The 24,250-nt window shown below is 40.0% G+C and carries 20 protein-coding genes, 1 pseudogene and 1 other annotated feature (1 of these 22 running past the window's edge); of the genes and pseudogenes, 1 reads left to right on the forward strand and 20 read right to left on the reverse strand.

Annotated elements, in window-relative coordinates; genetic code table 11:
- Positions 1 to 192: a binding site (T-box leader), on the reverse strand; it reaches 26 nt to the left of the window's first position.
- Positions 193 to 288: 96 nt separating this feature from the next.
- From ppc to ybeY, 19 genes and pseudogenes are all read right to left on the reverse strand, one after another.
- On the reverse strand, positions 289 to 2,985 hold the full coding sequence (gene ppc / locus D8848_RS00200) for a phosphoenolpyruvate carboxylase (protein WP_049499358.1): 2,697 nt from the start codon (positions 2,983 to 2,985) through the stop codon (positions 289 to 291).
- A 24-nt stretch (positions 2,986 to 3,009) separates the two neighbouring features.
- Positions 3,010 to 4,233 carry a cell division peptidoglycan polymerase FtsW gene (ftsW, locus tag D8848_RS00205; protein ID WP_024057920.1) on the reverse strand — a complete coding sequence of 408 codons (1,224 nt, stop codon included), beginning with the start codon at positions 4,231 to 4,233 and terminating at the stop codon, positions 3,010 to 3,012.
- 160 nt (positions 4,234 to 4,393) lie between these two features.
- Complete coding sequence (prsA, locus tag D8848_RS00210; RefSeq protein ID WP_125443814.1) at positions 4,394 to 5,332, reverse strand: peptidylprolyl isomerase PrsA; 939 nt, start codon at positions 5,330 to 5,332, stop codon at positions 4,394 to 4,396.
- Between the two features lie 66 nt (positions 5,333 to 5,398).
- On the reverse strand, positions 5,399 to 6,112 hold the full coding sequence (locus D8848_RS00215; protein ID WP_125443812.1) for an O-methyltransferase: 714 nt from the start codon (positions 6,110 to 6,112) through the stop codon (positions 5,399 to 5,401).
- A gap of 1 nt (position 6,113) precedes the next feature.
- Entirely contained in the window at positions 6,114 to 7,916 is a 1,803-nt protein-coding gene (pepF, locus tag D8848_RS00220; RefSeq protein WP_125443810.1) for an oligoendopeptidase F, read from the reverse strand.
- 18 nt (positions 7,917 to 7,934) lie between these two features.
- Entirely contained in the window at positions 7,935 to 8,888 is a 954-nt protein-coding gene (locus tag D8848_RS00225) for a competence protein CoiA (protein ID WP_125443808.1), read from the reverse strand.
- Between the two features lie 275 nt (positions 8,889 to 9,163).
- Positions 9,164 to 11,614, reverse strand: a complete 2,451-nt coding sequence (locus tag D8848_RS00230; protein WP_474104117.1) for a SasC/FmtB family protein — start codon at positions 11,612 to 11,614, stop codon at positions 9,164 to 9,166.
- Between the two features lie 11 nt (positions 11,615 to 11,625).
- Positions 11,626 to 11,755: pseudogene (locus D8848_RS11085) on the reverse strand (YSIRK-type signal peptide-containing protein); the annotation flags it as partial.
- A gap of 257 nt (positions 11,756 to 12,012) precedes the next feature.
- Entirely contained in the window at positions 12,013 to 12,873 is an 861-nt protein-coding gene (tehB, locus tag D8848_RS00235; RefSeq protein ID WP_125442770.1) for an SAM-dependent methyltransferase TehB, read from the reverse strand.
- 15 nt (positions 12,874 to 12,888) lie between these two features.
- A complete protein-coding gene (gene smpB, locus D8848_RS00240) occupies positions 12,889 to 13,356 on the reverse strand; it encodes an SsrA-binding protein SmpB (protein WP_001051750.1) in 468 nt (155 codons plus the stop codon).
- Positions 13,319 to 15,673 carry a ribonuclease R gene (rnr, locus tag D8848_RS00245; RefSeq protein WP_125442771.1) on the reverse strand — a complete coding sequence of 785 codons (2,355 nt, stop codon included), beginning with the start codon at positions 15,671 to 15,673 and terminating at the stop codon, positions 13,319 to 13,321. The genes smpB and rnr overlap by 38 nt, the downstream gene beginning before the upstream one ends.
- 101 nt (positions 15,674 to 15,774) lie before the next feature.
- The gene (secG, locus tag D8848_RS00250; RefSeq protein ID WP_000282517.1) at positions 15,775 to 16,008 is read right to left on the reverse strand and encodes a preprotein translocase subunit SecG; all 234 of its coding nucleotides are present in this window, start codon (positions 16,006 to 16,008) and stop codon (positions 15,775 to 15,777) included.
- Between the two features lie 39 nt (positions 16,009 to 16,047).
- A complete protein-coding gene (gene rpmG, locus D8848_RS00255) occupies positions 16,048 to 16,197 on the reverse strand; it encodes a 50S ribosomal protein L33 (RefSeq protein WP_001809104.1) in 150 nt (49 codons plus the stop codon).
- Positions 16,197 to 17,396, reverse strand: a complete 1,200-nt coding sequence (locus D8848_RS00260) for a multidrug efflux MFS transporter PmrA (protein ID WP_125442772.1) — start codon at positions 17,394 to 17,396, stop codon at positions 16,197 to 16,199. Before D8848_RS00260 ends, rpmG begins: the two co-directional genes overlap by 1 nt.
- A complete protein-coding gene (gene coaE, locus D8848_RS00265) occupies positions 17,383 to 17,988 on the reverse strand; it encodes a dephospho-CoA kinase (RefSeq protein WP_125442773.1) in 606 nt (201 codons plus the stop codon). Before coaE ends, D8848_RS00260 begins: the two co-directional genes overlap by 14 nt.
- Positions 17,988 to 18,812, reverse strand: coding sequence for a DNA-formamidopyrimidine glycosylase (gene mutM, locus D8848_RS00270; protein ID WP_125442774.1), 825 nt, complete (start codon positions 18,810 to 18,812; stop codon positions 17,988 to 17,990). Before mutM ends, coaE begins: the two co-directional genes overlap by 1 nt.
- 48 nt (positions 18,813 to 18,860) lie before the next feature.
- Positions 18,861 to 19,760 carry a GTPase Era gene (gene era, locus D8848_RS00275; protein WP_000143264.1) on the reverse strand — a complete coding sequence of 300 codons (900 nt, stop codon included), beginning with the start codon at positions 19,758 to 19,760 and terminating at the stop codon, positions 18,861 to 18,863.
- A 16-nt stretch (positions 19,761 to 19,776) separates the two neighbouring features.
- On the reverse strand, positions 19,777 to 20,172 hold the full coding sequence (locus tag D8848_RS00280; RefSeq protein WP_000378166.1) for a diacylglycerol kinase family protein: 396 nt from the start codon (positions 20,170 to 20,172) through the stop codon (positions 19,777 to 19,779).
- Positions 20,153 to 20,650 (reverse strand): rRNA maturation RNase YbeY, encoded by a 498-nt coding sequence (gene ybeY / locus D8848_RS00285; RefSeq protein WP_000275156.1) that lies wholly within the window; start codon positions 20,648 to 20,650, stop codon positions 20,153 to 20,155. The genes D8848_RS00280 and ybeY overlap by 20 nt, the downstream gene beginning before the upstream one ends.
- A 104-nt stretch (positions 20,651 to 20,754) precedes the next feature.
- Between ybeY and pavA the strand changes: the two genes are divergently transcribed.
- Positions 20,755 to 22,410: an Rqc2 family fibronectin-binding protein PavA gene (gene pavA / locus D8848_RS00290; RefSeq protein ID WP_125442775.1), complete on the forward strand. Its 1,656-nt coding sequence runs from the start codon at positions 20,755 to 20,757 to the stop codon at positions 22,408 to 22,410.
- A gap of 60 nt (positions 22,411 to 22,470) precedes the next feature.
- On the opposite strand, the gene D8848_RS00295 is transcribed toward pavA, so the two are convergent.
- A complete protein-coding gene (locus D8848_RS00295) occupies positions 22,471 to 24,177 on the reverse strand; it encodes a glucosaminidase domain-containing protein (protein ID WP_125442776.1) in 1,707 nt (568 codons plus the stop codon).
- Positions 24,178 to 24,250: the final 73 nt, after the last annotated feature.

Genomic DNA, 24,250 nt, shown 5'->3' on the forward strand with positions numbered 1-24,250 from the left:
CCTCAATTATAGGGAATTTCCCTATCGCTCTGTCTCGCAATAACGAGATGCACTGTAAGGTGTGCTCACCGAATTTTTATGATTTCAAATTCTAAATACCATTCAGCCCAATTTTCATCATCACACTTATCTGTTTTCAGCTACCACAGACTCTCTAAAAAGTTTATTATGATTACTTTTCTGAATGGTTAAATTATATCATTTTTCAACTACTTGTCAAGACTCTTTTAGCATTTTTTTGAAAGATTCAAAAACTTCCCCTATAGAAAAGAGGAAGTTTGATAGGCATCAGCCTGAATTACGCAATCCTGTTGCAATTCCGTTGATGGTTGTATGGATTAATTTTTCTTGATCGCTTGATAATTCTCCTCGGCGTTGACGTTTAATCAACTCCAACTGGATATAGTTGAGGATATTAAAGTAAGGCATACGGTAATCCAAACTTGCTTTTAGATATGGATTTTCAGCCAAGAGTTCATCGTAACCTTCAATAGCTAAGATGACTTCCTTGGTAACTTGCCATTCATTTAGAATAGTCTCATAGATTGCTTTGACTTCTTCATCCTCACACAGTTTGGCATATTCAAAAGCAATGTTCATATTTGATTTTGACAAGACCATGTCGACATTTGAAAGAAGCGATTGGAAGAAAGGCCAGTTTTGGTACATGTCTCGTAAGATAGCGATATTCTCTGGATTTTTATCGATAAATTCCTTGAAGCTTGAACCAACCCCATACCAGCCAGGGAACATGACGCGACTTTGCGACCATGAGAATACCCAAGGAATAGCTCGCAAACCACCGATTTCAGTAATAGTCTTACGAGCGGCTGGACGAGAACCAATGTTAAAGCTTGAAATAGCCTTGATTGGACTTGACTCGAAGAAATAATCATAGAAATGGTCATTGCCAAAGACCAAATCACGGTAGATATCGTAACTACGGTCCACCACTTGGTCCATAATAGCTTCATAACGATTGGATGTATTGGTATCGCTCTTCTTCTGAGTAATCATACGGTTAATGGCTGCAGATACTAGCATTTCAAGGTTATAGTAGGCTGCGTCTTTATTACCGTATTTATTTCCAATTACTTCACCCTGCTCCGTCAAGCGGATACGATCCTTAATAGACTTGAGCGGTTGAGAGGTGATGGCCTCATAGGTTGGTCCACCACCACGACCGACAGTACCACCACGGCCGTGGAAGAAGGTAACCTTAACGCCAAATTCATCTCCAATAGCAGTCAATTGTTGTTGAGCCTTGTAGAGGGTCCAACATGATGAAAGGTAACCACCATCTTTATTACTATCAGAGTAACCAAGCATGATTTCTTGGTAGTTATTACGTGAAGCAATCCATTTCTTAGCAAGAGGAAGTGAAAGGTACTCTCTCATGGTTTCTTCTGAGTGATCCAAGTCCTCGATTGTTTCAAAGAGAGGAACGATTTGGACACGAGCTCTTTCTTTATCAACTAGCCCTACTTCTTTTAGCAAGATAGCCAATTCCAGCATGTCTGATACGCTGGTTGCATGTGAAATGATGGTCTGACGAATGACATCATCTCCCAACTTATCTTTCAACTTACGAGCTGCCTTAAAGATTGCTAATTCTTTTTCAAGTAATTCTGATTTTTCAACATGAGTGGCAGAAAGAATACGTGGATCTTCTTCCAATTCTTTCAAGAGAAGCTGGCATTTTTCTTCTTCACTTAGTTCACTATAATGAGAATGAATACCTGCTGATTTCAAGAGTTCAGCTACACAGGCTTCGTGAACACTAGAATCTTGACGCATGTCAATAGATGCCAAATAGAAACCAAAAATTTCAACTGCCTGGATCAACTCAACAAAATCACCAGAAATCAGTGCTTCACCCTTATTTTCCAAGAGGGAATCACGAATAGTAATTAAATCCTTATAAAAATCATTAGCTGTTTCATAGCGAGCTCCAACTTCCTTATCTTCAATCAGATAGGTTTTTGTTGCTTGGATTTTTGATTGAATATCAAACAAGGCACGACGATACAGCTCTTTTTCACGATAAATAGAGTTGTCCTTGGATTGACGAGCCATTTCTCTAACTTGCTTGCTTACATTGACAATACTGGTTGAGAGAGAGAACTCACGATAAAGCTGATAAATCTTTTCATCATAGTAGTTCATGATGACTTCACACTGGGTCATAGCAGATTGTTTCAAGGTATCTGCTGTAACAAAAGGATTCCCATCACGGTCTCCACCAATCCACATACCCATGGTAATTGGTTTAGGATGTTTCAAGTCCAAGCCGTGTTTTTTAGCCAGACGCTTGTACTCAGCAGTCAAATGAGGAACTGCCTTCAGGAATGAACTATTGTAGTATTCCATTACATTCGTGATTTCATTGGTTACTTTCAATTTCTTTTCACGAATCATATCTGTCTGCATGATAATCTCAATGTAACGACGGAGATCATTATGCCATTTTTCCTTATTAATCAAACCTAATTTCACATCACGGTACTTACGCAAGAGGGTATGGATATGGTTAGTCAAATCCAACATACTCTTACGTTGCACTTGTGTTGGATGGGCTGTCAAAACAGGGACAACATTCAAGTGTTCTAGAATTTCAACCGCATTTTCTTTTTCTGCAACCATTTTGATCGTTGCTGATAATTTACCAAGATAATCTTGATCGATATTATTTTGATGGTTGATTTCATAGGCCAAATCCACGTCTTCTGAAATATTAATCAAAAGAGGCAAGATAGAGAAATAGCGTGAAATATAAGCCATTTCATCATTTGTCAAACTGGTAACTAATTGATTCAAACCTTGATAATCTTCTTGAGTTGACAATTCCTTCAACTGTATGATTTTTTCAAAAGTCTCTGGGGCAAGCATGTTTTTAGTAATATCTTCTAACAATTCTGTTAAAATCAATACTTCTTCTTGTATAACAGCTTTATTACTATAGTTTTCTAATTTTTGAAGAGACATAGGTAATCCTTTCCACTCTCAGCTCTACATATAGTTTGATGAGTGAGCTTCTAACTCCTCATATAATTGGGCACGTTTTTCACTTGCATCAATATTTAAGACAAAGGCGATGGCTACAGACAAGACTAGGAGACTGTTCCCTCCTTGCGATAAGAAGGGGAAGGTTACTCCTGTCGAGGGAATAATACCAGAAATTCCACCGATATTGACAAAGACCTGTACCAACATCATCCCCCCAACCCCAATCGCCATCATAGAATTAAAGGGATTCTTAGCACGAATTCCTACTAGGATAATTCGCAAAATCAGGAAAAAGACAAGTGCCAAAATCAAACTGGCTCCCACAAATCCAAACTCTTCAATGACAATTGAAAATACAAAGTCTGTATGGGCCTCTGGTAAATAACCACGTTTTTCTATTGAATTTCCTAAGCCTAAACCAAACCATCCACCATTTACCATAGCAAAGTAGGAATTTGCAAGTTGGTGACCAGCTCCTGCCAAATCAGCAAAGGGATTAAAGTAGGCACTGAAACGCTTGGCCACGTAACCAAATACTGGAACTTTTGAAAACTTATCAACCCCAATTACAGAAATAGCTGATAGAGATAGGGCTGAAACTCCAAACAATACACCGATAAAGACTATAAACCAACGATGAGCAATCCCACTAACTGTATACATAATCAAGGCGACCAGCGCTAGGATTGTAGCATTCCCCAAATCTGGGAAAATAGCCAAACTTCCTATCATTACCAAGAGGACAAAACGCCAATCATTAAAAGCTCGAGGAATCCATTGATTTTGAGTTAAAACTTGAAAATCGTAAATACCAATTTCATCCTGTTGTTTTGAAAAACGTTGGGCCAAGTACCAGACGATGATAATCTTCAAATACTCCGCTGGCTGAATGGTCAAAGGTCCTACTGAAATCCAACCATAGGCTCCATTGACTGGCGTACCAATTAAGCGAGCCAGAGCTAAGAGAATCAGCTCAACAAACATAACAATAAATAAAAGTCGTTCTTTTCTTAAAAAATTCAGTTTCAGCTTATATATCAAGACAATCAATATTAAACTAAATATCCAAAACATTCCCTGACTTCGAACCAATTGGAGGGCACTTTTACCTTCTTCGATAAGAATGGCACTGGTTGTAGAATAGACTACAATCAAACCCAAAATAGATAAAAGTAAGTAAGGAACTAGAATAGAATAGTTTAACAGGTGCCTCTTACTAATCTTCATAGTATCACCAATCTAATGAGAACAAAAGAAATTATTCCCAAATTCCGTTTATTTTCTAGTTTTGATTGCTATTATACCATTTTTTCCGAAAGAAAAAAACTCTTACCCTTAAGATAGAAGATTTTCTCATAAGAAAAAGAGCACTTGGCTCTTTTCTGTTTTATTCTTTTGAAGAACTGCTTGAGCTTGAATCTCCACCACCGATGTATTGAGTGAAGATATTTTGGAAGGCTTGATCTTTAACCTTGATATTGGCTGCTTGCAATTCTTTTCCGATAATACTTTGAACAAATGATGCGTCGTTTTGTTTTTGAGTTAAGATAACAGTTTTTAATTTTTCTTTGTAATCGTCAATATTAGATGATTTTTCTGTTTTCTTAATCAGTTTAACAATGTAATATTGACTGCTGTAGGCTTGTGTTCCAGTAACGCTAATCACATCAGAAACACCGTTTACATCTAAAGCAAAAGCAGCTTTTTTAACTTGTTCTGGTACTTCTGTTGAAGCAGAATCAAAAGTGATTTCTCCACCATTCGCTTTAGTTTTCTCATCTGTTGAATTATCTTTGGCTAATTGAGCAAAGTCTGCATCACTAGCTTTAGCTTTTTCAAGAATTTCTTTAGCTTTGTCTTCATTGTCCAAACGGATAATTTGAGCAGTCACATCAGGAGTGTATTCGTCAAAGGCCTTCTTGTAAGCATCATCTGTCAATTCAGCTTCTGCTGCCTTCTTAACTGCCAACTCAACCAATTTACTTGTACGAATTTGAGCTTTACGCGTTTCAAGAGTCATTCCTGCTTGTGACAAGACACGTTGGTAGTTATCACCGTATTGTTTTTCTTCCTGAGCTATAGTATCATCGACTTCTTTGTCATCTACTTCTGAACCGTATTGTTTTTCAAATACTTTTTGAATGGTCAAGTTCAACAACACTTGTTGGGCTGAAGGATTGCTTTTCACTTGCTCATAAAATTGATGTTCTGTGATAACATCTCCTTTCATGCTGATAAGATCTGCCCCTTCTGAACCTTTTGAACAAGCTACTAAAGTTGCTACTGATAATAGTGTAATGGCACCTGCCAATAGTTTTTTCTTCATGTCTACTCCTTTGAGATAAGTGTTACCCTATCTATTTTACTATATTTTCTTAAATTTTTCTGAAAATCATTCGCTGTCAGGCAATTGAACGTCTGCTACATTTTTACGAAGCATGAGAATGCCGTCCCCCAGAGGTACTAGTGTTGCGGTGAGTCCTGGATTGTCTAAGGTTGCATCAAATAGTCTTTGAAGGCCTCTGTATATAGTTCGCTGGCCACGACGGACTTCCATAATATCCTTGGCAACATCACCACCTTGGAAAATATCATCCAAGACAACCACACCTCCAACTTCCAAATGTTTGAGGATTTCTGGCAGAAAGACGATGTATTTAGACTTGGCTGAATCCATAAAGACGAAATCATAGGACTCTGTCAGTGTAGATAAGACATCTACCGCATTTCCTTCTAAAAGCGTGATTTGCTTACGACTGTCAAACTGGGCAAAATTTTCCTTGGCAAAACCAATCATTTCTGGATTGCGGTCAATGGTTGTAATCTTGGCATTTGGCGCATGTTCTGCCATCAAGAGGGCTGAAAAACCGATAGCAGTCCCAATTTCTAGAATGTTTTTTGGTTGCATGGTTTCCATGAGAAAACGGAAATAAGCAACCGTTTCATGGGGAATAATGGGAATATTTTCCTTGCGGGCAAAGTCTTCCAATTCTTTCAAAGATCCTGTGACTTGCTTTTGACGCTGACGCATCAAGTCCACAATTTCTTCTTTGACGACAGGACGACGCATGTTATGGTTGGCATTCTTACTATATGATTCAACCATCTTATGCCAATCCCAATTTTTCAACAAGGGCTTCAAACTCATTCAAACGACGTTCAAAGACAGCAAAGGCATCGTTGAGATAGTCTTCTTTCTCCATATCAACACCAGCTTTTCTCATGACATTAAGTGGATAGTCAGATTTACCTGCCTTGAGGTAGTCGATATAGCGGTCACGGTCTTCTTGACTACCATGGACAATCTTTTCAGCCAAGGCTGAAGCTGCTGCAAAGCCAGTTGAATATTGGTATACATAGTAGTTATAGTAGAAGTGTGGAATGCGAGCCCACTCAAATTGAATTTCAGGATTATCTTCCTTGCTCAATCCATAATACTCTTGGTTCAAGTCTGCGTAGAGTTTATTTAAAAAATCGCTGGTCAAGACTTCCCCATTTTGGTCCGCTTGGTGAATGGCGTGTTCAAACTCAGCAAATTGAGTTTGGCGGAAGACTGTTCCACGGAAACCATCTAGGAAGTTATTGAGAATAGCAAAGCGCGTTGCGTCGTCTTCCACTTCTTCCAATAATTTCTCCGTCAAGATATTCTCATTAGTAGTTGAAGCAATCTCAGCCAAGAAGATAGAGTAATCTCCGTAAACATAAGGTTGCGTTTCACGAGTATAGCTAGAATGCATACTATGACCTGTCTCATGGACAAGGGTAAAGAGATTGTCTAGATTGTCCTGCCAGTTTAGGAGCATAAAGGCATTGGTATCATAAGAACCGCCAGAGTAGGCACCTGAACGCTTGCCTTGGTTTTCATAAACATCAATCCAACGCTCACTGAAGGCACGTTTAACACGGCTCAAGTAATCCTCACCCAAGACTGCCAAGGCCTCTTCTGCCTTTTTCAAGGCTTCTTGGTAGGTGAAACTGTATTCAACAGATGAAAGTGGTGTGTAGACATCGTACATCTTAAGGTCTGAAATCCCCAAGATTTTTGAACGAAGTTCAAGGTAACGATGCAAGAGGGGCAAATGCTTGCGAACTGCTGCTACCAAATTGTCATAAACACTTTCTGGAACAAAATTGGCCGCGAGGGCTGCATGACGAGCGCTCTTATAGTTGCGAACTTTGGCACGGTAGTTTTGCACCTTAACATTGGTTTGCAAGGTTTTGGCATAGGTATGTTGGAATTGTTCATAAGTCGCATAAAGAGCTTGATAAGCACCACGACGCACCTCACGATTTTTAGACTCCATCAAACGTGTGTAAGTCCCATGAGAGAGCTGAACTTCCTTACCATCATCGTCAAGAACATAAGGGAACACAATATCCGCATTGTCCAAGATAGCGAAGGTTTCACTTGCCGAACCAAAGATTTCACCAGCTCCAGCTAATAATTCTTCTTCACGTTGTGAAAGAACGTGATCCTTGCCTTGCAAAAGCTTATCAAAATAGTGTTGATAAACCTGCAATTTTGGCTGAGCTTCTAAAAAGTCAGCATACTGCTTTTCACTAATCTCCATAAATTCAGGTTCATAGAATGAAAAGGCTTGGTCTAGCTGGCTATAGAGAGTCATGGCCTTGGCATAGTACTCTTGGTACTTGGCTTCACGTGTGTCTTGGTCATTCTTCATATGAGCATAAACGTAAAGCTTCTCCATTTGGCGTTCCATTTCAAGAGAAAATTCAGTAATTTCGAGTATACTATCCGCACTATCCAGGAGATGGCCTTCATACTGGGCTACTGTCTCCAATTGTTCTGTTAACTCTTTTAAGGCTTCTTCCCAAGCCTGGTCAGTTGGGTAGATCGTTGATAGATCCCATGTATCTTTTTCATTTATTTCATGTCTTTGTAATACCATTAGATTCCTCCATCCTTTCTATTCTACCATATTTTTTAAGAAATATTGCTGATAAAAGGCTGGTGGATAGAGCTTTTGCCAATCATTTTGAGGATTTTCTTGGTAATAGGTGTAAAAGTGCTGATAATAGTTGGTCAAATCTTGCTCAATCTGGAAAAATTTGCCTACTAGTGGCCGAATTTGTGGATACCATTCTTTTAGTCCATAAGTCAGGAGATTTTCTCCCTTTTGATAGGCTTCTGCTTGTTCTTTCATCCAATAGGGATTTTGGTAATACAGTTGTTGTCGAATATAGCGACAGATGTCCTTGTCCTGAGAAACTGTAAAATGAGAAATTTTTTGTTTCTTATAGGGAAGACGCAATATTTCCAGTAAACCAGCTTGACCATAGGGAAATTCCTTGATTTGATAATGGAGTTTACCTCGAAAATCTTGGTGAATCAGGTATTTGAGTCTCAAAACTTGTTTTTCCTTGTCTAATTCCCAAACATAAAAGCCCATATTTTGACTGAAATAGAGAAAACCTTGTTGCAGACGGGTTAAGCGGTCTTTGAGCCACAGTTTTTGACCCAGCAACCACAGTACTTGGTACCCCTGACTACGATAGCCCTCACTGCGCTCTTTAAGAACTTTTTGAGGCAGAGGACTACACTGAACTTCTAGAGCTAGATTGCCATTTACAAACACATCCGCAATCTGTTTAAGCTCTGGAAGGGGATGTTCTAATTGTACCTCTGTCTCTTTTTTCAACCACTGATAGAGGACTTCCTTATTTGTCAAGTGTTCTGGGCTTTCATTTTCAAATGAAAAATCACAGTCTTTTAAAGATTTATGGGCAAAATGGGTCCGTACACTTGATCCTTGACGCAAACGGAGCTGACCTCCACAAGCGGGGCAGGTATATGCTTGTTTCTCGAGCCTATCCTCTAACACATTTACCAACTGTCCCCTAGCATCTCTCGCAACAAACATGATTTCCCTCCTTTTCTATATTATTCGTAAAAATTAATAATCGTATTTTTAATTATCGAAGATGTGAACTAAGATATTAGGAAAGTCAAATTAATTTCTAACAATGCTTCAGAAGTCATGTCCTACTATTCCAGTTTCGATACCTTATATAATTGACAAAGAAACAAAATCTCCTAGCAATCAATGGACTACTAGGAGATTTTTTAAGAAATTCTATATAAGCTATAAAATCAAATACAAATTTTACTAAAAGATTAGATTAGTTCATATATAAATTATACTTCTTCATCTTCTTTACGACGACGGCCTACAAGACCTAGACCAAGTACTGCACTTGCGGCAGCTGCTACCATAGCTACAGTAGAATCTGCTGTACCTGTATTTGGCAATTCTTTAGATTCTTTACGCACATTTGCTTTAACTGCTACTGTTGGGGTTACAGCTTCAATTGCTGCTATACCGTCTGTTTGAGCTGTTGCTACTCCTGCATTGTCAGTTGCTGCGTCAATTGCTTGATTTGCTTTTGTTGCTGCGTCTTGTGCTGCTTGTTTAGCCGCATCTTTTTCTTCTTTCGTTGCGTTTGGAGTACCTTCAATTGCTGTTAATTTTTCTGCTAATTTTTTCGCTACTTCAGCTTTAGCCGCTGCTTTAACTGCTACTGTTGGGGTTACAGCTTCAATTGCTGCTATACCGTCTGTTTGAGCTGTTGCTACTCCTGCATTGTCAGTTGCTGCGTCAATTGCTTGATTTGCTTTTGTTGCTGCGTCTTGTGCTGCTTGTTTAGCCGCATCTTTTTCTTCTTTCGTTGCGTTTGGAGTACCTTCAANTGCTGTTAATTTAGCTTTTTTAGCCTTATCAACTTCTAATTTAGCTTGAGCTTTTTGAAGCAACAAAGTCTGGGCGTTAATATCTGCTTGATTTTTTCGATTCGCTATTTCTACATTGTTAGTTTCTTCATTCAATATTTCTTGAGCCTTAGCTAATTCTGCTTGATAAGCAGTCCATGCTTCAGGTGTATAATCGATTTGATTTAATGTTGCTACCTTAGCTGCCTCTGCCTGCAGATCAGCTTTATACATATTAATCTTAACTGTTTGTTGTGCAACTGTATCACTACCTGTTTTTTTAGTTCCGTTATCAATCAGATTTCCTGAAGTTTGATAAGAAACTGTCCCCTCCAATTGTTTTTCAATTGGTTTGTTAGTTGGCAAACTAAAAGTATACGTTAAAGTCTGTTCTCGTTTAGGGTCTAAATTGTTAAAACCAAGGGTCAAACTAGTTCCATTTAGTTGGGCCGAGCTTGTACCTGTTGTTCCAACTAATGTTGCACCTTCTGGCAACTCAACTCTATACTGATTATTTGTAGAAGTTGAGAATCCTTTATTAATGACTTTTACAGTCACAGTAGTATTCACAGTAGTAGGAGTAGCAGAAGTAGCTGTAGATTCATAAGTAGTGTTCACAACTTCAGATACAAGATAAGAACCACTAGCAACACGAACATTACTTACAACTCCTCCTGCATTCTCATTAGATGATATAGCTGGTTTATTGAAACTACTATCATAGCTATGATTTTCTGTACTTCTATTAAGAGCTGTTTCAAATTGAAGTCTTAATTTTGTTAAGCCTTCAGGAACATTTACAAGAACGGACATTTCTCCCATCGGAGTACCAGCATAACCTTTTTCATACCGACCTAGTACAGCTCCTGTTTCTGGATTTTTAACAACTAGTCTTGCTCCATTATTACCACTATTTATATTTACTGTTGTCCCTCTCCAAGTTACCTTAACTTCTTGGCCACCCACTACATCAATATCTTGATAAATAGGACCAAATTCAGGTTTTGGACTGCCACTCCACGATTCTCTTCCTGGATATACTGCTAAAACAGCTCCTATTCCAGAACCTCTGTCACCCGGAAAAGCATCTCCATATTGAGATGCTTTCGCAGTCCAAATAAGAGGAACTGTTGTTGTTGTTGAATTAACAGGTTTCCATCCTGTTAATTTACTTATATCGTTCTTGACAGTAATAGGATCTGATTTTGCAGTTGGAAGTACTGCTCCTTGGCTAGTATCATTAAAATTACCATTTACAATAGCTACATTTGTTGCATTCGTAGCTAGGGGATCTGTGCTTGTTACAGTGCTAGGAGTTGAATCTGTACGGAATGGGTTATTTATATCCAACGCTTTCCCATTACGTTCATCTCTAGAACCTGAGTTTGCAATAGAATTAGACTCCAAAGTCTTCTCTGCGCTGGTAAGTTTTTTACCTTCACTTTCCTTCTCAGTTGTATTATCTAATGGTTGTTCTTTTTTCTTTTCAGATTTTGTTTGCAATTTTGATGTCGCTGTAATTAACTTTCTATATGCTGCAGTTAATTCAGTTTGAGTTGTTGCAGTGCTTAAAACAGTTCTTGATTCGTCTAAGATAGTTCTAAGATTATTAACGCTTTCTTCTGTCTTAGTAGCATATGTTCCTTTAGCAAACTTGCCATCAATCTCTTTGATTAAATCTGTTAATTCTTTCTTATCTAGAGTCTCCACCTTCTGGGGTGCTGATTCTGGAGAGGGACTATTTTCAACTGTTGAAGGTTGAGTATTTGTCTCTACTGTTGCAGCAGGACTAGTGGCTACTGTATTACCTTCATAGTTACCATTCTGGGCATTCAGTTCTTTAGGTTGCGGTGCTAGTGTCTCCCCATTAGTTGAAGGCACGCTTTGCTCTGCAGCATATACTCCTCCATTTCCTAAAAACATGAAAAACGCAGCTACTGCGACACTAGCTGCACCAAAGCTGACTTTACGAATAGAAAAACGTAATTGCTTTTCACGATCGTGTTTACCTTTATGAAACATCTAAATTTCCTCCAAAATAAATATTTGTATCAAAACTATATTACAGTATTACTTTAATAATGCAATATACCTTTTTTCATGTTTTCTGACCAATTATAATTTTTATGCGTATATATATATATATATGCATAAAAGCGCTTTTGTTCTATAATTATAGCGATTCTTGAAATAAAAATTATATAGTCAGAAATATTACATTTTTACAACATTTGGCATTTTTAAAAAGGTTAGGAAATTCTCCAACCTTCATAACATATTTATTTGATTTTCTTAGCTAGCATGGTCGCAAAGCGTAGTTGAATGCGATTGCCATTTTCGTCACGACGATGCAAATGGCCTGGATTTTCATTGTACTTAACCAATTCCCAGTCCTTGTAATAGTCTGCCAATTCCCCTTCTTTAAAAGTAAATGGGAAGTTCACAGAGCAAGGGTAATCTTCCGTATCCATAGCACAAACGATAAGATTATAACCACCGACCGTGGTATGCTCCTGCATATTTTTGATAATTGCAGGAATGCGGTCTGCTTGCAAAAACATCAAAACAACTGTCGATACGATGAAATCATAAGCTTGCCCAATGCTAGCTGAATTGATATCGTAAAGACCAACAGGCATGTCCAAATCTTCCTGCTCCACAATGCTTTGCAAGATTTCAAGAGATAACTCATTTTGATCCACAGCTGTCACATCAAAACCATTCTGTGCAAGAAAGAGAGAGTTACGGCCCTGACCACAGCCCAAATCCAAGGCTTTCCCTGGTTTTACTGTCCGCATTGCCTCTAGGACCTCTGAATGAACAGGATTGGTATTGTATTTTTTAGGGAAATAATCCTCAGGTTTACAATAAAATTCTAAATACCATTCTACATCGTCTGTTACAGCCTCCACTCGGTGCCAGGCTTGTGGTTGGGCCATGGGATTGTCGGCTCCTGCTTCAAAGAGGTGTTCAGCTATAACCTCACCATCCTCTGTCAATTCAATAAACTTGAGAGTTCCTTTTAAAACAGTAATCTTCCCCCAAGTCCCAACTTTTGTATTGTGCTTTTGCTGAACAGCCTCTGGCATAGTTTCTTTAGTCCACAAAGGCATGCGTTTATAAGCAACTAATTTTTCCATTTTCATTTCCTCTTTTTATCGCTGATTAACAGCTTTCATCACGCGCGCAATATCGCGATTCTGCTCACGTCGTTTGATAGACTCCCGTTTATCATAGTCATGCTTCCCTTTAGCTAAACCTAAAAGGAGTTTAGCGTAACCATCTTTGATATAGACTTTAAGGGGAACCAGGGTCATCCCTGTCCCTTTGGTCTCTTGTTCCAATTTTTGGATTTGTTTCTTATGGAGCAGGAGTTTACGACGGCGTTCAGGTTCCTGGTTCCAGATATTTCCCTCTTCGTAAGGTGCGATATGGACATTGCTCAACCAAACTTCTCCATTTTTTACTTGGGCAAAGCCATCCTTGAGATTGATTCGAGCTGCTCGCACACTCTTGATTTCAGTTCCAGTCAGGACCATTCCTGCCTCTAGCGTATCTACGATTGTATAGTCGTGACGTGCCTTTTTATTTTGTGCGACGACCTTTCCCTCGCCCTTTGCCATGCTTGGCTCCTTTCTTAGCTACTTCCTTGTAAAAGGGTTTCTTTCCTTTTTTCTTCTTGTCTTTTTGTGAATGCTTGCGCTTATCATTTGATCGTCCTGATTTTCTCTTATCTTCCTTCTTATCTGAACGACGATTTGAACCACGCACTCTGTCACTACGACTAGATTGTTTCAAGCCCTTCTCAATCACATCAAACTCACTTGGGATATATGAGAAGTCAATTTCACCCGTCATCTTGTCGGCTCTTTCAACTCGGATACGGATTTGCTGACCTACACGGAAGGTTGTACCTGATTTCTCCCCACGCAGGGTCAAATCACGCTCATTGAAATGATAAAATTCAGGTAAATTAGTGATGTGAATTAAGCCTTCGACTGTATTTGGTAATTCAACAAAGAGACCAAATTTAACGATACTTGAAACAACTGCATCATACTCTTCACCAACGTACTCTTCCATGTATTCAGCTTTTTTCATGGCTTCGACTTCACGCTCTGCCTCGATGGCACGGCGCTCACGGTTGGAAGACTGGGTCGCAATCTCTGGAATCACTTGTTCAAAATGCTCTGCTATTTCCTTAGAACGGCTGTAATCACGAATCATACGGTGAACAAGAAGGTCTGGATAACGACGAATCGGACTGGTAAAGTGAGTGTAATAGTCAGCAGCAAGGCCATAGTGGCCGTGATTGTGCTCCGAATAGCGAGCCTGCTGCATAGAGCGAAGAAGCATCATGGACAATACATCTGCATAAGGTTCCCCCTCAACAGCACGCATGATGTCTTGGAGGGCCTCCTGGCTAATCTCACTGGCAGTCCCATAAATACGCAAGCCAAAACTCGAAGCATAATCAATAAACTTCTGAACTTTTTCAGCCTTAGGCTCCTCGTGAATTCGATAGATGAAAGGTAGATCCAGCTTGCTAAAATGCTCGGCAACTGTTTCATTGGCCATCAGCATAAAGGATTCAATCATGCGCTCAGCAACACCACGCTGACGAAGAACGATATCAACAGGCTTACCTTGCTTATCCACTAAAATCTTAGCTTCATTGGTATCGAAATTGAGGGCACCACGTTTCACACGCATGTTTTCTAAAATTTCATGAAGCTTGGCCATGAGTTCGATACTAGGGACAATTTTCTGATATTCTTGTCTCTTTTCCACGTCGCCAGCTAGAATATCATTAACATCGTTATAGGTCATACGGAAGCTTGTCTTGATTACCGTTTGTGTAATGGTGTAATTGACCACACGACCATGTTTATCAATCTCCATAATGGCAGACTGGGTTAGGCGATCAACTTGAGGATTGAGGGAGCAGATACCATTTGACAGTCGTTCTGGAAGCATTGGGACCACACGGTCTGTCACATAGACAGAAGTTGCACGATTAAGGGCTTCCTTATCAAGGGCAGACCCCTCAGTCACATAGTAGGAAACATCTGCGATGTGAACACCGAGCTCCAAATTCCCATTTTTTAAAGCCTTGATATGCACCGCATCGTCCAAGTCTTTGGCGTCAGCACCGTCAATGGTAAAGGTAATCTCATCTCTTAGATCCAGACGGCCTTCCATATCCTTTTGAGACGGAACATCAGGCACACTTTCTGCTTCCTTGACAACAGCCTCTGGAAATTCTGAGACAATGTCCATAGACTCCAAAACCTCAAGAACATCAATTCCGACATCCGTTGAATGCCCCACCACATCTAGAACACTCGCGACAAAGAAATCATGTTTCTTGCTTGGGTATTTGTCGATAAAGACCTTGAGAACTTCTGTTCCCTCCAGTTTAAGGGCTGGTTTTTTTACATAAATCGGTTGGCTGATTTTCTGATTTTTCGAACGGATGTAGCCAGCATACTTAGGTTTTTCCTGATCTAGAACGATTTGACCGACAACAGTTGTCAAACTGTGTTCTAGGATATCGATAATTTTGGCTTCCGCCGCTGTTCCCTTGTTACGATCAGCGACTTTCTTGATGACAACCTCAACAGTATCGCCATCAATAGCATAGTTGACATCGTTTTTACCTACAAAAAGGTCGTCCTCCTCGCCTTCTAGACTGACAAAACCAAAGCCATTTTTATGGGCATGAAAAATCCCCTTGAGAGTAATCTCATGTTTTTTCTTAACTTCTAAGGTCAGAGTACCATCTTCTTCAAAACGAATCTGGTGCTTTCTTTCCATTAAGGATAAGGTTTTAATCAACTCACGAAAATCCTTGGAACCGTCTTTTCCCAAAGCCTGAGCCAAGTCATTGACAGTTACCTTTCCCTTATCTTGCAAATATTCTTTTATTCTATCTTTCATATTTTCTTTCTAGATTTTTTAATTTTCTTTTACTGTAAAACCTTTTCAAACATCCTTTAAAAATAAAAAGAGGCAAAGACCTAGTCCTGCCCATTATTTTCTTATCTACTTGATAATACCGTCAATGCTAAGGCAATGGCTAGCCAGAAAAAGACTAAAATCCCTGTCAAACGCTGCATTACAGCTTCAAAACCGCGTGCTTTACTGCGTTCAAACAAATCACCTGAGCTGGCATCAAATACATTGCTGGATTGGTTTTTGGTTGGTTGCATGAAAATCGCAATCACAATCACAACAGATAATACTAATAAAATGGTTAATAATAGGTTATACATATCAAACTCCTTAAAATCCCTATTATTTTACCATAAAATCTACTTAGATTCAAGATGTAGGGTTACTTTTCTTTCCTTGGGACAATACTTTAAAACCTCAATCTTGTCTGGATGGGTTTTGGAATTTTTACTGGTTAGGTAATTGATACTGCCACAAGAGGAGCATTTGAGATTAATTTTTACTCGCACTAGATTTCCTTTACTTTTAATAATGTTCGAAATTGAAGAAGGTTAAAGAGACAACTAAAGGCAACACAAAGGCTTGTCGCATAAAAGACTGCATGGTAGCCAAATTGACCTGCTACTGCAGAACCTGCCATGGGACCAACGACACCTCCCAGATAAAAGAATACCTGATTGAAGGCAAATACCCTCGAAATACCAGCTTTGGGCGTCATCTTGCTGAGAAGGGCATTAACTCCGGGAATCAAGGCACCGGTTCCCAATCCAAAGAGGAAACGATAAAGTCCTAGTTGAAGCGGGCTAGAGGCATTGGCACAGAGGAGATAGATGATGACTGAATAAAACTGGGCTACAATCAAGAGGCGATGGTTGCCAACCTTGTCACCTAGCTTTCCCATAACTCCTGCACTCATCATACTGGAAAAGCCCATACTGGATACAATCAAACCAGAGACAAAAAGAAGATTCTCTGTCTGGCCTAAGTCGCGCACATACAGAGCTAAGATAGGGCCGATTGATTGGGCTGAAAATTGGATGACAAAACTGGTCAGAAAGAGGTTGATCAAAAGATAGGGATATTTAACTGATGTAAATAATTCCTTTGTTGGGATGGACTTTTCCTTGGCTACTGGTTGAAAATCTTCCTTGATAAAGAAAATAGTCAAAACAGCAGCTAAAAATAGAAAACTACCAACCAGTAAGAAAACAGTACGAATACCAAATAATTCTGCGATAAAGCCGCCAATAAAAGGACCAGTTAGAGTACCTGCAACTACGACTGTAGACAAAGTACCTAAGGCAGAGCCTGATTTCTCCTTGGAAACCTGACTGGCTATCAAGGCCGTTGCATTAGGAACAAAACCCGCAAATACACCATTTAGTAAACGAAGAAAGATTAACCAATAAATATTTGGCACAAAGGCCAAGCCTCCCATAGTGATAGTCATGGCCAGACCAGCACGAATCATCATGGGTTTTCGACCATATTTATCAGCAAGAATCCCCCAGATAGGAGAAAAGAGCGCCGCCGAAATAGCAGAGACAGAAATAGCTAATCCTGCATAAAAAGCGACTTGCTCACTCCCTACACCTAGATTTTCCACGAAGATGGGCATAAAAGGCACAACCAAAGAAATACTGGCTCCAGTCAGAAAATTACCAAACCAGGCAATGCGCAGATTATCCTTCCAGTTAATCTCTGTCATCTTGCCTACCTCCCTCAAGCAGGGAGAACACCTGAGTAAGAAGCTGATCCTGATTGCCATTGTTGTTTAAAACATGGCTAGCCAAACCTTTCTTTTTTTCTAAAGACCACTGGGCTGCCAGACGAAACTCAGCTTCATCTTTGGACAAGTGGTCCCTTTTCATTAAGCGTTCTACTTGGACATCTCGATCCACATAGACCAACCACGTCTCATCAAACCAAGCGCTGTAGTCCTGCTCAAAAAGTAGGGGAATATCCATGAAGAAAATCTCTTCTGTCTGAGCCAACTGGTCTCTCAACGTAGCTAGTTCCTCACGGATAATCTTTCCTTGGATTTGCTTAGACCATTCTCGTTCTTCAGGATTTGAAAAGATAAGACTAGCTAGGAGAGGGCGATTAAGTTCTCCGTTTTCAAGGATGATTTCTTGCCCGAAGTGCTGGACTAGAGCCTCAAACAGACGACCACCAGGTTTCTGTAGTTGGTGAACGACTGCGTCGGCATCCACTACTTGAAAGCCTTGCTTTCTTAGAAAATTTGTCACGGTTGACTTACCGGAGGCAATTCCCCCAGTGATTCCAATGATTTTTCCCATCAGCCCCTCCTTTGGCACTGAGGACAAAAATGGGTGCCTCGTCCACCTAGTTGGATTTTCTCAATGATGATGCCACAACGTGAACATTCTTGACCAGCCTTGTCATAGACTTGATGAAAATCCTGCATGGTTCCATCTTCCCCAAAGGCATTGGTATAAGTCCGAATGGTGGAACCACCTTTTTCAACAGCCTGTCCCAAAACAGCAATGGTCTGGTCATGAATGGCAGTCGCTTCTTCTGCTGTCAAAGTCTGGGAAGGTCTAGCTGGATGAACCTGAGCTCGCCAGAGAACCTCATCCACATAGATATTGCCAAGTCCAGCTACCAAAGTCTGGTCTAAAAGATGGGATTTGATAGGCTTTTTAGATTTAGCTAGAGCTACTTGAAAGACCTGCACATCAAAGTCTTGTTCGCTTGGTTCAGGACCTAGTTTTTTAGAAATAAAGTAGGCGTCTAAAAGGTCAGGAGCCAAGAGTTCCATAGTACCAAACTTGCGAACATCCTCATAAACAAGCGTGCCACCATCTTCAAACTGAAAGAAAACATGGGCATGTTTGCGTTCAAGCACTTGGTTCGGATAGTAAAAATACTTGCCCTCCATCCGCAAATGGGAAATCAAGACCTTGTCTGTCAGGTAGAAAAGTAAATATTTACCCCGACGTCCCATTGACTCAACAATTTGACCAGGCACTTCCTTTCGAAACTCGTCCAAATCCGTCTTAATCATCTTGGGATAGCGAATTTCTATACTCGAAATCTTCTTTCCCAAAATCAATTTTTCCAAGCCACGTCGAACGGTTTCAACCTCAGGTAATTCAGGCATAAGTCCTCCTTCTGTAAAAACAAGAAGCAGGCATGAGCCCACCTCTACTTAGTATTCTTTTTCATTATAGCCAAAGTCAGCCAAATCTAGCTTTTTATCGCGCCAGTTTTTCTTGACCTTGACCCATGTTTCTAGGAAGACCTTGTCTCCTAGCATGAGTTCGATATCACGACGGGCCATGCTACCAATTTTTTTAAGCATAGCACCACCTTTACCGATAATAATCCCTTTTTGACTATCACGCTCGACCATAATTGTTGCACGGATGTGAACCTTGTCTGTCTCTTCGTCTCGTTTCATAGAATCAACCACTACAGCAACTGAGTGAGGAATCTCTTCGCGAGTTAGATGCAAGACTTTCTCCCGAACCATCTCTGAAACCAAGAAACGTTCTGGATGGTCTGTGATTTGATCAGACGGGAAATACTGGAATCCTTCGTCCAGATTTTCACTCAAAATATCAACTAAACGTGAGACATTATTTCCCTGAAGGGCTGAGATAGGAACAATTTCCTTGAAATCCATTTGATTGCGGAAATCATCAATCTGAGACAAAAGCTGGTCTGGATGAACCTTATCGATCTTGTTCACCACCAAAATCACAGGAACCTTGGCAGCCTTGAGACGCTCGATAATCATGTCGTCTCCCTTACCACGCGCTTCATCAGCAGGCACCATGAAAAGAACGGTGTCCACTTCGCGAAGGGTACTGTAGGCAGACTCAACCATGAAATCTCCAAGAGCTGTTTTAGGCTTGTGAATCCCTGGTGTGTCGATAAAGACGATTTGTTCCTTATCAGTCGTGTAAATTCCCATTATTTTGTTGCGCGTTGTCTGCGCCTTGTCACTCATGATGGCAATCTTTTGCCCCATGACATGATTTAAAAAAGTTGACTTCCCAACATTGGGACGTCCTAAAATGGCTACAAAGCCTGATTTAAAAGTCATAATTTCCTCTTACTATTTAAAATAATAAATCCCAGATTCGTGGGAGAAAAATCAATGCGCCTGTTAAGGCTGCGAAAAGAGAGACCACTAATACCGCGCCAGCCGCCATATCCTTGGCATTTTTAGCCAGCATGGAAAAGTGATAGTGACTGGCCAAATCCACCACATTTTCAATAGCAGAATTGATAATTTCAAAAGCTACTACCAAGAAAATGCTCAATAGGAGAAAGAGCCATTCGATTCGTGACACCTGAAAAACAAAACCTGCAAGGATGACCACAAGAGCCGTCACTGCATGTTTTCGCATATTGCGTTCTTCCTTGATGGCAGTAAAAATTCCTGTGAGAGCAAATTCTAAACTGGATATCAGGTCACGATTTTTCCATTTTCGTTTATTGTCTTGTGAGTCCATAGGCTGTCAAAATTTCTTCTTGTAAACCGAACATCTCCGCTTCTTCTTCCGGAGTGTAGTGATCATAGCCGTTGATATGTAAAAAGCCGTGTACTGCCAAGAAGCCCATCTCACGCTCAAAGCTATGGCCATATTCCTCGGCCTGCTCATGTGCCTTATCGATAGAGATGAACAGTTCCCCAATATAGGCATCAAACTCAGACATCATCTCTGCCAATTCTGGATTTTCAAGTAAATCTTCCTCGTCAAAGGCAATTTCCAACTCTGGCTTGTATTCAAGGCTGATGACATCTGTCGGACGGTCTGTGTCACGGTACTCCAGATTGAGTTCATGACTACGCTCATTGGTCACAAAGGTAACTGCCATCTCCTTGTCTTCTTTTCCTAATTTTTGGGCTGCAAATTCCAAAATTTCTTGGGTTTGTTGCAACATTTCTTTTGAAACTTGACCAGTTTCATCTACCATTTCAATATACATGTGCTTCTCGTTTCTCTTTACTTGGCTTTATTATACCACATTTCCATGATTTTATTCTACCTTTTTGATATAATACTATGGAATACAATCACAAGGAGAGAACGATGTCATTTGACGGATTTTTTTTACACCACATGGTTGAGGAATTGCGAAGAGAGTTAGTGAACGGTCGCATCCAGAAAATCAATCAACCTTTTGAACAAGAGTTGGTCTTGCAAATCCGCAGCAATCGCCAAAGTCATCGCCTGCTCCTTTCTGCCCATCCAGTTTTTGGACGCATTCAGCTGACCCAAACGACTTTTGAAAATCCAGCCCAACCTTCTACCTTTATCATGGTTTTGAGAAAATATTTGCAGGGTGCCCTGATTGAGTCGATCGAGCAAGTGGAAAATGACCGTATTGTGGAAATGACAGTTGCCAATAAAAACGAGATTGGGGACCATATTCAGGCTACCTTGATTATCGAAATTATGGGGAAACACAGTAATATTCTACTGGTCGATAAAAGCAGTCATAAAATCCTCGAAGTTATCAAACATGTTGGCTTTTCACAAAATAGCTACCGTACCTTGCTTCCTGGATCGACCTACATCGTTCCACCAAGTACAGAATCTCTCAATCCTTTCACTATCAAGGATGAAAAGCTCTTTGAAATCCTACAAACACAGGAAACGACAGCTAAAAACCTTCAAAGCCTCTTTCAAGGTCTGGGACGCGATACGGCAAATGAATTGGAAAGCATACTGGTTAGTGAAAAACTTTCCACTTTTCGAAACTTTTTCAATCAAGAAACCCAGCCATGCTTGACTGAGACTTCCTTCAGTCCAGTTCCTTTTGCAAATCAGGTGGGAGAGCCTTTTGCCAGTCTTTCTGATTTGTTGGACACCTACTATAAGGACAAGGCTGAGCGCGACCGCGTCAAACAGCAAGCCAGTGAACTCATTCGTCGTGTTGAAAATAAACTTCAGAAAAACCGCCACAAACTCAAAAAACAGGAAAAAGAATTACTGGCGACAGACAATGCTGAAGAATTTCGCCAAAAAGGGGAATTGCTGACAACCTTCCTCCACCAAGTGCCTAACGACCAAGACCAGGTTATCTTAGATAACTACTACACCAACCAACCTATCACGATTGCGCTTGATAAGGCCTTGACTCCCAACCAGAATGCCCAACGCTATTTCAAACGGTATCAGAAACTCAAAGAAGCTGTCAAATACTTGACTGATCTGATTGAGGAAACCAAGGCAACCATTCTCTATCTGGAAAGTGTAGAAACCGTCCTCAACCAAGCTGGACTAGAAGAAATAGCCGAAATCCGTGAAGAATTGATTCAAACAGGTTTTATCCGCAGAAGACAGCGAGAAAAAATCCAGAAACGCAAAAAACCAGAACAATATCTAGCAAGCGATGGCAAAACCATCATCTATGTCGGCCGAAACAATCTTCAAAATGAAGAACTAACCTTTAAAATGGCCCGCAAGGAGGAACTTTGGTTCCATGCTAAGGACATTCCTGGAAGCCACGTTGTCATCTCAGGAAATCTAGACCCATCTGATGAAGTCAAGACAGACGCGGCAGAGCTAGCTGCCTACTTCTCTCAAGGTCGCCTGTCAAATCTGGTGCAGGTGGATATGATTGAAGTCAAGAAACTCAACAAACCAACTGGTGGCAAACCCGGCTTTGTCACTTACACAGGACAAAAGACCCTCCGCGTCACACCAGACCCAGAAAAAATTGCATCCATGAAAAAATCCTGATTTTACTTGAAATCAGGATTTTTAACTTACTATTCACTCAAATCATATCCAATTATAGGACTAATCTTTCCCACCTAGTTTCTCATTGATTTTCATCATCACACTAGCAATTTTTTCGCCCCAATAAGGGTCTGAGGCATATTCAACATTCATACCAGACGCCTTGTTTCCAAGGAAAGTTCTGCCCCTATCGATATAATTTTCCTTAATCCACTTGGTTGCACCTAAAATTCCCTTATCCACATCATCAAAAGTCTTGGCAGAAAGGTAAGGAGTCGTATCATAGGCTGTAATTCCAAAGAAATTATTCTTATCTTTGGCAATCTTACTTCGTCCCCAGTCACTTTCTAAGGCACTATGGGCAAGGAGGTAAAGGGCATTGATATGGTAATGTTCTTCGGCTTCCTTAAAGGTAGCTCCCTTATTTTCCAGGAGGCTATTATTAATATTTAGCAGACTAAATACCTTATCCAAGTCTTCAGCACTATAGTTTGTAGCCTCTGTCAAATCTTTAAAAAGGAAGGGATTTTCAAGGTTAAAACCTTCAAAATGCAGTCCATCTGCCGAATAATATTTCTTGCCTACTTCCATATCAGAAAGATGAGCAGCTACTGGGATACTAGCATTCTGAGCTACATAGTGATAAAAACGATGTCCATCACTCTCATAATAAGGGATAAAATCCTTACTAGCATCTAGTGCTTGTAAATCTTCTGTTTTCATATAGCCTGATAAACCAGAAATAGTAATAGCCAGGCGCTTGTCATCACTTTTTCTATCCTTATCCAGCCAAACAACACTACCTTGCGATATATAGGACAGCTTTTCACCATCTGCATTATAGATATTTGCAGTAACTGGAAGGACCTGATAATTATCAGAGCTAATCTTGGACTCCTTATGCCACTTTCCATCGTTTCCTAGCTGATGACCATCAATAGTCTCATTTTTTGCCATATAGCCACCAGATTTGAAGTAGTACCAGGCTTGATTTTTAGAATCGTATACCCATTCTTTCTCAGCCATTTTGCCATCAGATTTGAGATAAAACCATGACTCCTTATCCAAAATCCATTCATTGGCTGCCATATAGCCACCGGATTTTAGATAATAATAGTGACCATTTTCGAAAATCCATTCTTTATCAGCATGATTTCCATTTTCTTTGATATAAAACCAAGATTGGTATTGTTTGTCAAAAAGCCAGCCTTGCTGTACTTTGGCGCCACTAGCACTCACATAAGCCTGTTCAATCCACTGACTTGTCAGTAGATAACCACCGGATTTGAAATAATAGTCCTTACCTTTGATTTGGAGCCATTCTTTCTCTGCGTGTTGTCCATCTGCTTTGATATAAAACCAAGCGTCGTATTGAGAATCATAGACCCAATCTTCTATTACCTTGGCACCTGTTGCACCAACATAGGAAGTTCCTACCCACGCATTTCTTTTCATCTTTCCATCTTGGTCAAGATAATAGAAGGCTCCCTTGTCTTCTACCCATTCTGATTTTGCCATATAGCCACCAGATTTGAGGTAAAAATAGTCGTCACCTTGTTTCAGCCATTCATTTTCAGCATAGTTGTCATCTGCTTTTATATAAAACCAAGATTGATAATGAGCATCAAAAACCCACTCATTGGCTGCTTGACTACCATCTGCTTTTAGGTATTGTTTTCCTTGCCAAGTACCACCACTTGCCATTACACCCTCTGGTCTGACTAAGAAAAATAGCAGGGCTAAAAAAATAAATCTCAATTTCTTCATTAATTTACTTCCTCTGTTCTTACTCATTTCATTATATCAAAATTCTCTATAATCAACATTACAAACTAATAAA

Origin of the sequence: Streptococcus mitis, from assembly GCF_003942775.1 — a bacterium.
GTDB classification, from domain to species: domain Bacteria; phylum Bacillota; class Bacilli; order Lactobacillales; family Streptococcaceae; genus Streptococcus; species Streptococcus mitis_CN.